Annotated in this window: 13 protein-coding genes and 1 rRNA gene; 11 read left to right on the top strand and 3 right to left on the bottom strand. The window is 47.2% G+C overall.

What is annotated here, in order from left to right:
- Positions 1-2 precede the first annotated feature (2 nt).
- The 7 genes from trmD (at position 3) to tyrA (ending at position 5851) form a co-directional block, all read left to right on the top strand.
- Positions 3-749, top strand: a complete 747-nt coding sequence (gene trmD / locus AB8599_RS12730) for a tRNA (guanosine(37)-N1)-methyltransferase TrmD (RefSeq protein ID WP_407331278.1) — start codon at positions 3-5, stop codon at positions 747-749.
- A 36-nt stretch (positions 750-785) separates the two neighbouring features.
- Positions 786-1139 carry a 50S ribosomal protein L19 gene (rplS, locus tag AB8599_RS12725; protein WP_407331277.1) on the top strand — a complete coding sequence of 118 codons (354 nt, stop codon included), beginning with the start codon at positions 786-788 and terminating at the stop codon, positions 1137-1139.
- A 187-nt stretch (positions 1140-1326) separates the two neighbouring features.
- Complete coding sequence (gene yjjG / locus AB8599_RS12720) at positions 1327-2001, top strand: pyrimidine 5'-nucleotidase (RefSeq protein WP_407331276.1); 675 nt, start codon at positions 1327-1329, stop codon at positions 1999-2001.
- 307 nt (positions 2002-2308) lie between these two features.
- Positions 2309-2887, top strand: a complete 579-nt coding sequence (locus AB8599_RS12715) for an HdeD family acid-resistance protein (RefSeq protein WP_407331275.1) — start codon at positions 2309-2311, stop codon at positions 2885-2887.
- A 96-nt stretch (positions 2888-2983) separates the two neighbouring features.
- Positions 2984-3367, top strand: a complete 384-nt coding sequence (locus tag AB8599_RS12710; protein ID WP_407331274.1) for a DUF2799 domain-containing protein — start codon at positions 2984-2986, stop codon at positions 3365-3367.
- A 274-nt stretch (positions 3368-3641) separates the two neighbouring features.
- Positions 3642-4718 carry a 3-deoxy-7-phosphoheptulonate synthase gene (locus AB8599_RS12705; RefSeq protein WP_407331273.1) on the top strand — a complete coding sequence of 359 codons (1077 nt, stop codon included), beginning with the start codon at positions 3642-3644 and terminating at the stop codon, positions 4716-4718.
- Between the two features lie 5 nt (positions 4719-4723).
- Entirely contained in the window at positions 4724-5851 is a 1128-nt protein-coding gene (gene tyrA / locus AB8599_RS12700) for a bifunctional chorismate mutase/prephenate dehydrogenase (protein WP_407331272.1), read from the top strand.
- Positions 5852-5940: 89 nt separating this feature from the next.
- Here tyrA and pheA read toward each other — a convergent pair whose 3' ends face one another.
- From pheA to bamD, 3 genes are all read right to left on the bottom strand, one after another.
- Complete coding sequence (pheA, locus tag AB8599_RS12695; protein WP_407331271.1) at positions 5941-7110, bottom strand: prephenate dehydratase; 1170 nt, start codon at positions 7108-7110, stop codon at positions 5941-5943.
- 275 nt (positions 7111-7385) lie between these two features.
- Positions 7386-7727, bottom strand: coding sequence for a ribosome hibernation-promoting factor, HPF/YfiA family (gene hpf / locus AB8599_RS12690; protein WP_407331270.1), 342 nt, complete (start codon positions 7725-7727; stop codon positions 7386-7388).
- Positions 7728-8108: 381 nt separating this feature from the next.
- Entirely contained in the window at positions 8109-8840 is a 732-nt protein-coding gene (gene bamD, locus AB8599_RS12685) for an outer membrane protein assembly factor BamD (RefSeq protein WP_407331269.1), read from the bottom strand.
- Between the two features lie 195 nt (positions 8841-9035).
- Here bamD and rluD point away from each other — a divergent pair, with 195 nt between their 5' ends.
- The 4 genes from rluD to AB8599_RS12665 all read left to right on the top strand — a co-directional run bounded on the left by rluD (position 9036) and on the right by AB8599_RS12665 (position 15683).
- Positions 9036-10013, top strand: a complete 978-nt coding sequence (gene rluD, locus AB8599_RS12680; protein WP_407331268.1) for a 23S rRNA pseudouridine(1911/1915/1917) synthase RluD — start codon at positions 9036-9038, stop codon at positions 10011-10013.
- Between the two features lie 2 nt (positions 10014-10015).
- Positions 10016-10759, top strand: a complete 744-nt coding sequence (gene pgeF / locus AB8599_RS12675; protein ID WP_407331267.1) for a peptidoglycan editing factor PgeF — start codon at positions 10016-10018, stop codon at positions 10757-10759.
- Positions 10760-10842: 83 nt separating this feature from the next.
- Positions 10843-13416, top strand: coding sequence for an ATP-dependent chaperone ClpB (gene clpB, locus AB8599_RS12670; protein ID WP_407331266.1), 2574 nt, complete (start codon positions 10843-10845; stop codon positions 13414-13416).
- 722 nt (positions 13417-14138) lie between these two features.
- A 16S ribosomal RNA gene (locus tag AB8599_RS12665) occupies positions 14139-15683 on the top strand.
- The last annotated feature ends 54 nt before the right edge of the window (positions 15684-15737 follow it).

The following is a 15737-nucleotide window of genomic DNA, read 5'->3' as shown; positions in this document are numbered from 1 at the left end:
AGATGTGGGTTGGTATTATCAGCCTTTTTCCTGAAATGTTCCGTGCTGTTACCGATTTTGGGGTAACTGGCCAGGCGGTAAAAAAAGGCCTGCTCGAAGTAGAAACGTGGAATCCCCGCGATTTTACTCACGACAAGCACCGTACGGTCGATGATCGACCTTATGGTGGCGGCCCGGGCATGTTGATGATGGTACAGCCTTTGCGCGATGCCATTCACGCTGCCAAACATACTGCCAAAGGCAAGGCGAAAGTGATTTACCTTTCACCTCAAGGCCGAAAGCTTGACCAAGCGGGTGTTGAGGAGTTGGCGCAGAACGAGAACTTGATTCTTATCTGTGGACGCTACGAAGGGGTAGATGAGCGCATTATACAAACCGAAGTCGATGAAGAATGGTCTATTGGTGATTTTGTGCTCAGTGGTGGTGAACTGCCTGCCATGACCTTGGTTGACGCAGTCGCTCGGTTTGTTCCGGGTGTGCTGGGAGACTTTGCGTCAGCGGAAGAAGATTCTTTCGCAAATGGCTTGTTAGATTGCCCACACTTCACACGTCCTGAAGTGTTGGATGGATTGGAAGTACCCGCGGTACTGAAATCTGGCAACCATGAGGACATACGCCGCTGGCGATTGAAGCAATCGCTAGGCCGAACCTGGCTCAGAAGACCAGAGCTCCTGGAAAACCTAGCTCTGACTGACGAACAGGAATTACTACTTGCTGCGTTCATTAAAGAACACAGTTTAAGTTCCTAAACATACTTAGTATCAGTTTATTCTAGGGTATAGAAAATGAGTAACATCATCAAAGCGCTCGAAGAAGAGCAACTTAAGCAAGATATCCCTGCCTTCAACGTTGGTGACACTGTTGTTGTACAGGTTAAAGTTAAAGAAGGTGAGCGTTCACGTCTACAGGCCTATGAAGGTGTTGTAATCGCGAAACGTAACCGTGGTCTGCATTCTGCATTTACCGTTCGTAAGATCTCTAACGGTGAAGGCGTTGAGCGTGTATTCCAAACTCACTCACCAGTTGTTGACAGCATTACTGTTAAACGTCGCGGTGCAGTACGTCGTGCCAAACTGTACTACCTGCGTGAGCGTTCTGGTAAGGCAGCTCGTATCAAAGAGCGTCTAACTAAGAAATAATCGCTCCGGCGTTTATATCCCTTTTGGGATAGAAAAAGCCCGCCATTTGGCGGGCTTTTCTTTTATGGGTTCAAAGGCAAAATGTTCGGCTCGCCTTTTCCTCTATATATCCAAACAACCTCAATATGATGAACAAGCATTTTGAGGTTGCTTGGGTATAATGCTCTGTCGCAACGGAGGATTACGCGTGCAATACGATTGGATTTTGTTTGATGCTGATGAAACCCTGTTTTCATTTGATGCATTCGCTGGGCTAAAAGCCTTGTTTGCCGACCTTGGTGTCGATTTCTCTCAGCAAGATTTTGCTGAATACCAAACGGTAAATAAGCCACTTTGGGTCAAATACCAAAACGGCGAAATCACTGCAAAAAAGCTGCAAGAGGATCGCTTCCTTCTCTGGTCTGAAAGACTAGATGTTTCCCCCGCAGAATTGAATCGCCAGTTTTTGAATGCCATGGCGGATGTGTGTCAGCCGCTTGAAGGCGTGCGTGAAATCATTCCAGCACTCGCCAAAAAGGCTAAGCTCGGTATTATCACCAATGGCTTTACCCAGCTTCAGCAAATTCGTTTGGAAAAAACACAGTTAGGCGAATATTTCGACTTAGTGGTGATTTCGGAAGAGGTGGGCCTCGCTAAGCCTGATGTGGCTATTTTCGAGCTTGCGTTTGAGAAAATGGGTCAACCTGACAAGTCGCGCATCTTGATGGTGGGCGACAACCCTGATTCCGATATCCTTGGTGGCTATAATGCGGGTATCGATACGTATTGGTTGAATAGTGAGGGAAAACCCACGCCTGAATCGGTTTCACCAACGTATGTGGCGCGCTCGTGGCAAGAGATCAAGCGCGACTTGCTTGGCTAACATTGGCTTTTTCTTTTGGCAGGTTGCTTGTCGCCTGCCTCTATCTATCTATCTATCTATCTATCTGTCTGTCTTCGTGAATCTGTTTCTGTTCACCTCCGCAATTTTTCCTTTCTTCTGCAATATTCATTTGGTTTCAAAGATAAAACATCAGGCTGATGTAAATCCGTCTTCACTCTTAGGGTTAGTCAGCATCTTACCGACGCTATGTTATTCGTTGTTAGCTTGGTTTTCTGCTTGGGTTATACCCGCTAATTTTGACCTTGTCTGGGTATATCAATCGAAGAGTCAATAAAGGAGATCGTTGATGGATTCAACAGAAGCACTGGCGAAGCAAATGGTTGGCGCATTGTCCCGTAACTGGTGGGTGTTGCTATTACGTGGTATTGCCGCGATTATTTTTGGTTTTATGATGTGGACCTTGCCGCCAGGCGAGTCGATTGAAACCTTGGTATTGGTCTTTGGTATCTATGCGTTTGTAGACGGCAGTTTGCAAGTTTGGACCGCTTTGGTTGAGCGAAAAGATCATGACAATTGGGTGGTGCTATTGCTTTGGGGTGTTGTCGGCATAGCTGCAGGGATCATGACGTTCGCCGTACCAGGTCTGACCGCCGTTGCTTTGCTTTTCTATATAGCGGTTTGGGCCATCGTAAAAGGGGTGTTAGAAATCATTACTGCTATCAGACTTCGTAAAGAAATTACAGGCGAGTGGCTTTTGATCGTTGGCGGCATTATTTCTATCTTGTTTGGCGGCTTTTTGATGAGCAATCCCGCCGCAGGTGCGGCAGCATTGGTTTGGGTCATCGCAACTTACGCATTTGTGTTTGGTGTGCTGTTTGTTGCTTTGTCATTCAAACTCAAAAGCATGAAAATAAATGATAATTGATCGATAACACTTGATTGCTTCAGTAAATCGCAGTCAATCGAGAGGGATTGGTTTATAGTGAGCCTTTCCCGTTTTAATAATAATTTGAGGAACAGGATGTTGAATAAATTCCTGACGTCGCTACTGGCGTTACTGTTGGTTGGTTGTGTGAATATCGAAGCAACGGAGTCATTGGTTCAAAAAGGTGACTGGCAGGCGGTAGGTGAGCGCGACGGTGTACGAGGCTTACCTTCTCGTTCGATGTCTGATCTGGATGAATTGGCAAGTAAAGCGGGCGTTCAACATGTAGACGTTGGCGATTATGAAGCAGGTTATAACGAAGGTATTGATCGCTATTGCGATGTAAACAATGCTTACGACATTGGTTTGTCTGGCATGCAATACCTTGGTGTCTGTGCCAATCAAGAAGATGGTATGCGCTTTCAGATGCAATGGCGACGTGGCTTTGAGGATTTTCAATCTGCTGATCAAACCTTTTAATTGACGGTTAATTCGATTCCATCTCAAAGGTCACTCCGTGGCCTTTGTTCATTTTAGTTTCCACATTCTATCTCTCCGTTCGACGGCTATAACCCTCCTTTACTATATTTACACGTAAAAATCACAGCGTGTAAATTTAGATTTACATTGTTACTTTATCTTTACGAATGCTTGCAATCTCTCTTCAGATTGATAAGGTGTGTGACATCTACAGCGAAAACCACGCTGTTTAATACGATTACGTGTGAAAAGAATTAGTAAGGGAAGAGTGATTATGGAAAGAGATCTGCTGACGAACGTACACATTCAGGATGAAACGGTACTGATAACGCCAGAGCAGTTGCGCCAAAAACTGCCGGTAAAAGAAGAAACGTTGGCATTTATCTCTAAGTCACGTGATGACATCGCGAATATTATTCATAAGAAAGATCATCGTTTGCTTGTCGTGTGTGGACCTTGCTCTATTCATGATACCGAGGCTGCTATTGCTTACGCTAAACAATTGAAAGCGTTGTCCGAGGAACTTAGCGATCAGCTCTACATCGTCATGCGTGTTTACTTTGAAAAGCCGCGCACGACAGTGGGCTGGAAGGGGTTGATAAACGATCCGCATCTCGATGGTTCATTCGATGTTGAAGCGGGCTTGCATAAAGCGCGCAAGTTGTTGATTACGCTTTCAGATATGGGTCTGCCACTAGCAACGGAAGCGCTTGATCCAATTAGCCCTCAATACCTTGGTGATCTCTTTAGTTGGGCGGCAATCGGCGCGCGCACCACTGAATCACAAACTCACCGAGAAATGGCGAGTGGTCTTTCCATGCCTATTGGCTTTAAAAATGGTACGGATGGAAGTCTTTCTACCGCGATTAATGCAATGAAAGCGGCTTCATCGGGTCACCGCTTTATGGGTATTAATAAAGAAGGGCAGGTCGCGCTGCTCACCACGCAAGGGAACCCAGACGGGCATGTCATCTTGCGTGGAGGTAAGCAAACAAACTACGACTCAGTCTCTGTGACCGAATGCGAAAATGAGATGGAACAGGCAGGGCTTGAAGCTTCTCTGATGGTAGACTGCAGCCATGCTAATTCTCGCAAAGATTTCCGTCGTCAGCCGCTTGTCGCTGAAGATGTTTTTCATCAAATCCGTGAAGGTAACCAATCTGTTATCGGTCTGATGATTGAAAGTAACATCCATGAAGGAAATCAATCTGCGGATCTACCGCGTGAAGAGATGGCTTACGGAGTGTCTATTACTGATGCGTGCATTGACTGGCAGGATACAGAAACCCTGTTGCGTCGTGCTCACAACGAACTGACCCCATTCTTGGAACAGCGTTTAAAAGGAAATTAAGCCTTATGGTTGCAGAGTTGTCCCTGCTGCGGGACCAGATTGATGAAGTAGATAAACAAATGGTGGAGTTGCTCGCGCGACGTCTCGCGCTGGTTTCTGATGTTGGCGAAGTGAAAAGCCGACATGGCTTACCGATTTATGCACCCGATCGTGAGGCGGCGATGCTCGCTTCACGTCGTAAGGAAGCTGAATCAAAAGGAATCCCCCCTGATCTGATTGAAGACATTCTTCGTCGTACCATGCGTGAATCGTATGCGAGCGAGAATGATTCGGGCTTTAAGTGTCTGAACCCTGAGCTTCGCTCGGTTGTTATCGTCGGTGGTAATGGACAACTCGGCAAGTTGTTCGGCAAACTGTTTCGTCTTTCGGGCTACGAAGTCAAAGTATTGGGCAGCCAAGACTGGGACAACGCGGATGTGATATTAGCGGATGCGGGTATGGTGGTAGTGACGGTTCCTATTCACCGAACCGATGCGGTGATTCGCCAGCTGAGTAAATTGCCTGACGACTGTATTCTTGCTGATCTTACCTCTATCAAAAGCGAGCCATTGCAGGCGATGCTGGAGTCTCACAAAGGTCCTGTCGTTGGCCTGCACCCTATGTTTGGCCCTGATATTGCGAGTCTTGCCAAGCAGGTCATTGTGTATTGTGACGGTCGCAACCCAGAAGCGTATCAGTGGCTTCTTGAGCAGTTCCGTATCTGGGGCGCGAGCTTGCATCGCATTAGTGCGATTGAGCACGATCAAGGGATGACGCTTATCCAAGCATTGCGCCACTTTACCTCGTTTGTCTACGGCCTCCATTTGGCTGAAGAAAACCCGAACTTGTCGCAACTGACTGCGCTCAGCTCACCGATTTATCGTTTGGAATTGGCAATGGTTGGGCGATTATTTGCGCAAGATGCACAGCTTTATGCTGACATCATCATGTCATCGACGCAGAACATTGACATGATTAAGCGTTTTCATGCTCGTTTTGGTGAAGCGATTGAATTACTTGATAAGCAGGATAAAGAAGGCTTTATTTCAGCCTTTAAGCAAGTTGATGGCTGGTTTGGTGATTTTGCGCCGCGCTTCTTGAAAGAGAGCCAGAATTTGCTCAGACAAGCCAATGATACTGCCCATCGGGGCTAGTTGTCTGAAGTGCATCAACCAAGTAAAAAAGGAGCGATTGCTCCTTTTCTATTTTTTAGCTTGGAAGTGATGATTACATTGTGTGGCCGTTAAACATCAATTTCAGTTGGGGCCACATTCTCAATGGGGTATGAGCCCAATACTTTGATATAGCGAGTCAGCTTGGTTAGCTCTTCCAATGCATCTTTCATGATGTCTGTGCGCATATTGCCCTCCACATCCACGTAGAACATCTCTTCCCATGGATTGCCCAGTACAGGGCGTGACTCTAACTTGGTCATATTGATACCGTGGTTACGAAGCACCAGCAGACATTCCACCAATGAACCTGCTTTTTGTGCGGTTGACATAATAAAGGTGGTTTTTGCCGGGATCAGGGCGGTAACGTCGATAGGTTTACGAGCGACGACGATAAAGCGAGTGTGGTTTTCTTGCTGGTTGGCAATACCAAACTTGAGCGGTTTAAGGCCGTAAAGCTCACCACTGCTCGCATTGCCAATTGCCGCAACACTCGGGCTATTGAGTTCAGCGACAACTTGCATCGCTTCGGCGGTGCTGGAGCAATATTCTTGCTTGATGTTACCTAGCGAACGTAGAAATTCGCTGCATTGCTGATGCGGCTGCGGATGAGAATAGAGAACGTTAATCTTTTCAACGTCTGTATCGACCGAAGTCAGAAGGCAGTGTTCAATAGGCTGCGTAATTTCACCTACGATGGACAATCGCGTGTGCTGTAGTTGGTCGTAAACATCGTTAATCGAGCCTGAACTCGTATTTTCGATAGGCAATACGCCATAATCTGCGTTGCCATTTTCCACCACTTCAATGACTTCTTTAAAGCTAGGGCATTGTATTTCAGCAAGCTTGGTGTGTTTGCGAGCAAAGAAGTTTCGTGCTGCAAGGTTTGAGTAAGAGCCCTTTCCACCGAGAAATGAAACTCTGACGAGAGGCTGTTCATTTTCAGGGTTTGCCAAGCGCTGCAAATACGCTTGTTGATAGAGCACAGAGTCTTCAATGATGCTGTGAAACACCTTGGTGACATACTGTGGGTCAAGATCATGAGTACGCCCATCATCAACTAATTTCTCAAGTAACGCTTGTTCTCGCTCTACATCGCGAACAGGTTTCTGGGTTTGAATTTTGCTTTTCGCCACTTCCAAACTGAGTTTACGGCGGTCAGCCAAAAGCGAAAGCAGTTGCTTGTCGATTCGGCTGACATTTTCTCGGATTTCATCCAGTGACATAGTTGGTTTACTCATTCCCTTTCCCTGTTGTTTCTTTGTCTGACCCTGACTGACATAAAAAAGCCTCCCTGATAGAGGGAGGCTTCGGGATTCTGTCGTTATCGATGCTCGCCCTAAGCCTCACCTCAAAAGGTGTGGATAAAAAAGCGAAAGAAGAATGTAGTTGTCAGTGTCATCGATAGTGATTTGAGTTGGCTGTATATTGATCAACCTTATTGGGCTGGCGGTGTCATGTCAAGACGAATCAGCCCCGCATTAGCGGGGCTGATTCTTTTTAATCCTCAATAGCTTTATACAACTTCAGATTCTTCATCTTCCGGCACATCGACGGTATGACTGGCACGGCGAGCTTCACCTTTGTGAGCTTGTTTGTTGAGTTGCTTCTCTAATTTTTGACCCACTTCGTTTATTGCTGCATACATGTCATCGTGTTCTGCGGATGCGACCAGTTTAGCGCCGGGAACGGAAACACCAGCCTCTACTTTAAATTTATGCCCGGGTTCTTCACTGATGACTGCATGAGGGTTAATGAGAGCGACTTGCCATTTTTCCAGCTTTTCAAAACGAGCTGTAATTCGAGCGCGGATAGCAGCAGTAACGTCGATGTTTTTACCAGTAATTTCTACTCTCATAGGTCTTTCCTCTTTTGCTTGCCCTTTGATGGGCTCACTTTCAGATTACGTTTCTGTAAGATAAATAATGTGACTCGAGTCACTATTTTGGTTTGATTTTTTGTTGGTAGAATTAATTGTGATCCTGTTTTTAACTCTGATTCAAAACTACCAGAAAGTACTTGATGTGAGGATTGAATGTGTTGCAAGATGAGTGAATAAGCTCGCTAACGAACACTTAATGTTAGGGGGGTTATTCGTGCTAAAGAACCTTGTGATTGATAAATCACCACACGCATTTGAAGTGGCCGAGGGTCAAATGGAAAGCTTCACAATTTAGTACTGGTATCGAATCATAAAAAAAAGCAGCCATTTGGCTGCTTTTTTCGTTCATGCATCGCGTTAAGCGCCGGCACCATTTAGCTGAATCAGTTCTCGAGTACGCTTGGCTGGCTCTTCAAGATCGAGTTCTTCGTAAGCTTGTAACATCAATGGCAATGATCTTTTCGCTGCATCAGTGTCAGGAAAGTCTCGCTGGATCTGCTGACAACGGTTAATCACGGCAATCCATGCCTCACGTCTTACATAGAAATCAGCAGTAGCCAGCTCGTAGTCGGCTAAACGATTTTTCAATGCGACTAGGCGTTTTTGCGCGTCAGCAGCGTATTCACTGTCCGGATAGCGATCCAATAAGCGACGGAAATCCACAAAAGCGCGACGTACAGGCTCAGGATCGCGATCGCTTCTGTCCATGCTCATTACATCATGAATGAAGCTTCTGTCTTGTGCCATGCTGGTTAAACCTCGCATGTATAGCACCCAGTCCATTTCTTGGTGACCAGGGTTCATCCGCATAAAGCGATCAATCGTTGCTTCGCCTAGGGCCAAATCATCGTTTTTGTAGTATGCGTAAATCAAGTCAAGCTGCACTTGTTCTGAATAAGCGCCAAAAGGATAACGAGAATCGAGCGCCTCCAGCTTTTGGATTGCGGTGTTCCAACTGCCTTGGTTGAGTGAAATCTGAGCTTCCTGATATAGCTCAGATGGCGGAATATCAGGAACGATGTCTTCAGTGCTTGAACATCCAGCCAGCACGGAAATGGCAAGTAGTGAGGATAGAGTAAGGCGTTTCATTACTTCAGGTGCTTCCTTGAGAGAATATTTTCTGCCTTTGCCATTACGGAGTCAGCCGCAAAAAGCTACAATGGCCCGATAGAGGTTATTCTACCCATCGGCCAGATATAATACCAATAAGTAAACGTGACCGAGCCCGAGGGCTGAAAATCGCGTAATACGGTATTAGTCTCATTGAGAATCAAAAAGTTCGTTATGGCACAGCAGTTAGAGTTAAACAGTACAGTAAATGAGAATCAACTAGGACAACGCCTTGATCAGGCGGTGGCTGAGTTATTTCCTGATTATTCCCGATCGCGCATCAAAGAATGGATTCTTGCAGACAAAGTGACTGTCGATGGTGAAATCTCCAATAAACCTCGCTTGAAAATGATGGGTGGAGAAACCATTGTCGTTCAAGCAGATATTGAAGATGAACTGCGCTGGGAAGCTCAGGATATTCCACTCAACATCGTTTATGAAGATGATGACATTGTGGTGATCAACAAACCTCGTGGTTTAGTTGTGCATCCAGGTGCCGGTTGTCCTGATGGTACAGTCCTAAATGGCTTGTTGCATCTATACCCGCAGATAGCTGAGGTTCCGCGTGCAGGTATTGTGCACCGTCTAGATAAAGACACTACGGGTCTGATGGTGGTTGCGAAGAATGTTCCAACCCAGACGCGATTGGTTCGTGCATTGCAAAAGCGCAAAAAATTCACGCGTGAGTATGAGGCGATTGCAATGGGCACCATGACAGGTGGCGGCACCATTGAGAAGCCGATTGGTCGTCACTCGACCAAGCGAACACAAATGGCCGTTCAAGAATTAGGTAAGCCCGCAATCACGCATTACCGAGTGGTTGAGCACTTCCGTGCCCACACACGTTTACGCGTGCGTTTGGAAACGGGACGAACTCACCAAATCCGTGTTCACATGGCTTATCTGAACCATCCACTGATCGGGGATCATTTGTATGGTGGTCGTCCACGTCCGCCTCGAAACGCGGGTGCAGAATTGATTCAGACATTACGTTCTTTTGACCGTCAGGCGCTTCATGCTGCCATGCTGCGTATTGAGCATCCGACAACAAAGGAAATGATGGAATGGCATGCACCAATCCCAGATGACATGGTCAACCTGACTGAAGTGCTTCGCGCTGACGCACTAGAGCTTGGGGATTTGGATTACTAAGCATGGATTGGATAACGCCAGACTGGCCTGCACCACTGTCAGTAAATGCGGTGAGCACCACACGAGCGGGCGGCATCAGCCAACCGCCGTTTGACAGTCTGAACTTGGGAGTTCACGTTGATGACAACCTTGATTCTGTGTTGGTCAATCGTCATCGATTGGCGGAAATCATGTGTATGCCTTCATCCCCGAGTTGGTTGAATCAGGTGCATGGAACAGAAGTCGTTACATTGCCGCTAACTGAAGCATCTCAGGTTCCTGATGCTGATGCTTCTTTTACTGCTGAATATGGCCAAGTTTGTGTGGTGATGACTGCTGATTGCTTACCTGTGCTCTTCTGCAATAAAGCAGGCACTGAAGTGGCAGCTGCACATGCTGGTTGGCGTGGTTTGGTCAATGGTGTGTTAGAAGAGACCTTGGCCAAATTCTCTGATCCTCAAGATGTCATGGCATGGCTTGGTCCTGCCATTGGTGCTAAGGCATTCGAAGTGGGTGGTGAGGTCAGAGAGCAATTCCTTGCCAAAGACGCTGGTGCTGATAGTGCATTCAATCCGCATAAAGATCGCTGGCTAGCGGACATCTACCTCCTTGCTCGACGTCGTCTCGCTCAGGCTGGCATCACAGAGGTTTACGGTGGAACGCACTGCACCGTATCAGAACCTTCACGCTTTTTTTCCTACCGTCGAGAGAGTCGTACAGGCCGTCAGGCAAGCTGTATTTGGATCTCTACAGAAAACATTCGATAAAAAGTTCACCAAATAACTTGAAATCGGTCACAATCGCTCCCACCTTCGTTAGGCAAACCTAGACGAAAAATAGAGGAGGGGCTATGCGCCTTGACCGATTTACCAGCAAATTCCAACTAGCCATTTCTGATGCTCAGTCGTTGGCTTTAGGGCGAGATCATCAATATATCGAGCCCGTGCACTTGATGGTGTCTCTCCTCAATCAGGACAGCAGCACCATCAGACCGTTGATGACATTGCTTAATGTTGATGTCACTCAATTACGCTCTAGCCTGAGTGAACTATTAGATAAGTTACCAAAAGTCACTGGTACAGGCGGTGATGTCCAGCTATCTCATGGCATGGGCATACTGTTCAATATGTGCGATAAGCTATCGCAAAAGCGTAAAGACAAATTTATCTCTTCTGAGCTATTTATCCTCGCTGCCGTGGAAGAGAAAGGGCCTTTGGGTGAGTTACTTCGTAGCCTAGGTCTGACCACCAAAAAAGTGGAAGCGGCGATTGATAAAGTGCGTGGAGGTCAATCAATAGACGACCCGAATGCGGAAGAATCGCGTCAGGCATTGGAAAAATTCACGGTTGATCTGACTGAGAAAGCCGAACAGGGCAAGTTGGATCCAGTGATTGGGCGTGATGAAGAAATTCGTCGCACCATCCAAGTGCTGCAACGTAGAACCAAAAACAACCCAGTGATCATTGGTGAGCCGGGTGTAGGTAAGACTGCGATTGTTGAAGGTCTTGCTCAGCGTATTGTTAATGGTGAAGTGCCGGAAGGGCTTCGTAATAAGCGCGTGCTTTCACTCGATATGGGTTCATTGGTTGCGGGTGCAAAATACCGTGGTGAGTTCGAAGAGCGTTTGAAGTCTGTTTTGAATGAGCTGGCGAAAGAAGAAGGTAATGTCATTCTGTTTATCGATGAAATCCACACCATGGTGGGAGCCGGTAAAGCAGAAGGCTCTATGGATGCCGGCAATATGCTCAAACCAGCGCTCGCTCGCGGTGAATTGCATTGCGTTGGTGCTACGACGTTGGATGAATATCGTCAGTATGTGGAAAAAGATGCCGCTCTTGAGCGCCGTTTCCAAAAAGTGCTGGTGAATGAACCAACAGTTGAAGATACCGTTGCTATTTTGCGTGGCCTAAAAGAGCGCTATGAATTGCACCATGCGGTAGAAATCACTGACCCTGCAATCGTCGCGGCGGCGAGTTTGTCTCATCGTTACATTTCAGATCGCCAGTTGCCAGACAAAGCAATCGATCTGATTGACGAGGCAGCGTCGAGTATTCGTATGCAAATTGACTCAAAACCTGAGCAATTGGATCGTCTGGAACGACGCCTTATTCAGCTTAAAATTGAGCAACAGGCGTTGGCGAAAGAAAGTGATGATGCGAGTAAGAAACGTCTCGATACATTGCAGACAGAAATAGATGAAAAAGAACGCGAATACGCCGAGCTCGAAGAGGTTTGGAATGCAGAAAAAGCGGCCTTGTCCGGCACTCAGCATATTAAGAGCGCACTAGAGCAAGCACGTACTGATTTGGAAATCGCGCGTCGAGCGGGTGATCTGAATCGAATGTCAGAGCTGCAATATGGACGTATCCCTGAACTAGAGAAGCAACTGGATCTCGCTAGCCAAGCAGAGATGCAGGAAATGACGTTGCTAAGAAATCGAGTCACAGATGCAGAGATTGCTGAAGTGCTGTCGCGTCAAACCGGTATCCCAGTGGCTAAAATGCTTGAGGGTGAAAAGGAAAAACTGCTGCAAATGGAAGACGAGCTTCATTCTCGTGTCATTGGACAGGAAGAGGCAGTTAACTCTGTAGCGAATGCGATTCGTCGCAGTCGAGCCGGTCTTGCAGACCCAAATCGTCCTATTGGTTCTTTCTTGTTCTTAGGGCCAACAGGGGTGGGTAAAACTGAACTTTGTAAATCATTGGCAGAGTTTATGTTTGACAGCAGTGACGCCATGGTCCGTATCGACATGTCGGAGTTTATGGAGAAACACTCAGTCGCAAGGCTGGTTGGTGCGCCTCCTGGTTACGTGGGGTACGAAGAAGGCGGTTATTTGACAGAAGCCGTTCGTCGACGTCCATACTCAGTCATCTTGTTAGATGAAGTAGAGAAGGCGCACCCAGATGTGTTTAACCTTCTCCTGCAAGTGTTGGATGATGGTCGATTAACGGATGGGCAAGGTCGTACTGTCGATTTTCGCAATACGGTAGTGATCATGACATCTAACTTGGGCTCTGATCGTATCCAAGAGCACTTTGGTGAACTGGACTACGACGGTATCAAAGTGATGGTCATGGACGTGGTGAGTAAACACTTCCGTCCAGAGTTTATTAACCGTATTGATGAAGCGGTCGTCTTCCATCCATTGGCTCAGGAACATATTAAGTCTATTGCTGGCATTCAGCTTGAGCACCTTGCTAAGCGAATGGCTGAACGAGACTTGGTGCTTGAAGTTAGTGAAGATGCTTTGACGATGATCTCTCAAGCGGGCTTCGACCCTGTATATGGTGCGCGTCCTTTGAAACGTGCTATCCAACAGAGTATCGAAAACCCATTGGCGCAAGCCATGCTGAAAGGTGATATCAAACCTGGTAAACCTGTTCGACTGGTAGTCGCAGATGATCAAATTAAAGCAATTCAATAACTCGTTCGATTAGAGAGTAAAGAAAGAGGCTAGAAATAGCCTCTTTCTTGTTTTTTTCATTCTAAAAGTGACAGATTAGGATGCTTTATAACCGCCTTGATGAATTACAGACCAAAAAGGTCTATTTGTTGACGTTTTCTCGAAAAAGCTCTTGCCAAGATCTCAAACCTCCCTATAATGCGACCTCACTGACACGGAGAGCGGCTTCCAAACTAGGAAACACTCACTAAATCAGTATGGCGAAACGGCTTCAAAATTGATTGAAAATAAACGCTTGACGTTAACGACTCAATCAGTAGAATGCCCGCCTGCTTCAACCGAAAAGCCCAGTGCTTGTCGCGGTTGAAGGGAGTCAACAAGACGTTTTGAAGGTTGCGAAAGCAACGTTGAAAAATTTCAAAATCTCTTCTTGACTTCATCGCCTGGCAGCGTAGAATTCGCAGCCCTGACGATGAGAAGACGCCTCCACAGAGTCGCTTCTACAGTCAACGTTCTTTAACAATTTGACCTATACAATCTGTGTGGGCACTCGTATTTGATAGACATAAGATTTATCAATGAACTGAGTGACCCAATCGAATTGGAAATCAGCCTTGAGCTGTTTTGATTTCACTTTTTCAAAAGTGGAAACCAATAAGAAACACAGTCAATGCAGATTTGCCTTAGGGCAAAAAAGTAATTCAGTATTCATTGAGCGTCACTTTCGAGTGACAACAAAATTCTAATTGAAGAGTTTGATCATGGCTCAGATTGAACGCTGGCGGCAGGCCTAACACATGCAAGTCGAGCGGTAACATTTCAAAAGCTTGCTTTTGAAGATGACGAGCGGCGGACGGGTGAGTAATGGCTGGGAACCTGCCCTGACGTGGGGGATAACAGTTGGAAACGACTGCTAATACCGCATGATGTCTACGGACCAAAGAGGGGGATCTTCGGACCTCTCGCGTCGGGATGGGCCCAGTTGGGATTAGCTAGTTGGTGAGGTAATGGCTCACCAAGGCGACGATCCCTAGCTGGTTTGAGAGGATGATCAGCCACACTGGAACTGAGACACGGTCCAGACTCCTACGGGAGGCAGCAGTGGGGAATATTGCACAATGGGCGCAAGCCTGATGCAGCCATGCCGCGTGTGTGAAGAAGGCCTTCGGGTTGTAAAGCACTTTCAGCAGTGAGGAAGGTTAGTACGTTAATAGCGTATTAATTTGACGTTAGCTGCAGAAGAAGCACCGGCTAACTCCGTGCCAGCAGCCGCGGTAATACGGAGGGTGCGAGCGTTAATCGGAATTACTGGGCGTAAAGCGCATGCAGGCGGTTTGTTAAGCAAGATGTGAAAGCCCCGGGCTCAACCTGGGAACCGCATTTTGAACTGGCAGGCTAGAGTCTTGTAGAGGGGGGTAGAATTTCAGGTGTAGCGGTGAAATGCGTAGAGATCTGAAGGAATACCGGTGGCGAAGGCGGCCCCCTGGACAAAGACTGACGCTCAGATGCGAAAGCGTGGGGAGCAAACAGGATTAGATACCCTGGTAGTCCACGCTGTAAACGATGTCTACTTGGAGGTTGTGACCTAGAGTCGTGGCTTTCGGAGCTAACGCGTTAAGTAGACCGCCTGGGGAGTACGGTCGCAAGATTAAAACTCAAATGAATTGACGGGGGCCCGCACAAGCGGTGGAGCATGTGGTTTAATTCGATGCAACGCGAAGAACCTTACCTACTCTTGACATCCACAGAAGAGACCAGAGATGGACTTGTGCCTTCGGGAACTGTGAGACAGGTGCTGCATGGCTGTCGTCAGCTCGTGTTGTGAAATGTTGGGTTAAGTCCCGCAACGAGCGCAACCCTTATCCTTGTTTGCCAGCACGTCATGGTGGGAACTCCAGGGAGACTGCCGGTGATAAACCGGAGGAAGGTGGGGACGACGTCAAGTCATCATGGCCCTTACGAGTAGGGCTACACACGTGCTACAATGGCGTATACAGAGGGCAGCGAGGCCGCGAGGTGGAGCGAATCCCAGAAAGTACGTCGTAGTCCGGATCGGAGTCTGCAACTCGACTCCGTGAAGTCGGAATCGCTAGTAATCGTGGATCAGAATGCCACGGTGAATACGTTCCCGGGCCTTGTACACACCGCCCGTCACACCATGGGAGTGGGCTGCACCAGAAGTAGATAGCTTAACCTTCGGGAGGGCGTTTACCACGGTGTGGTTCATGACTGGGGTGAAGTCGTAACAAGGTAGCCCTAGGGGAACCTGGGGCTGGATCACCTCCTTAACGATACTATCGATGCAAGTGTCCACACAAATTGTATAGGTTGAAAAAGCAAAG

It is taken from the genome of Enterovibrio litoreus, assembly GCF_045679545.1.
Classification (GTDB): domain Bacteria; phylum Pseudomonadota; class Gammaproteobacteria; order Enterobacterales; family Vibrionaceae; genus Enterovibrio.
The sequence above is the reverse complement of the archived record's forward strand: the minus strand, read 5'-3'. Positions and strand labels throughout refer to the sequence as shown.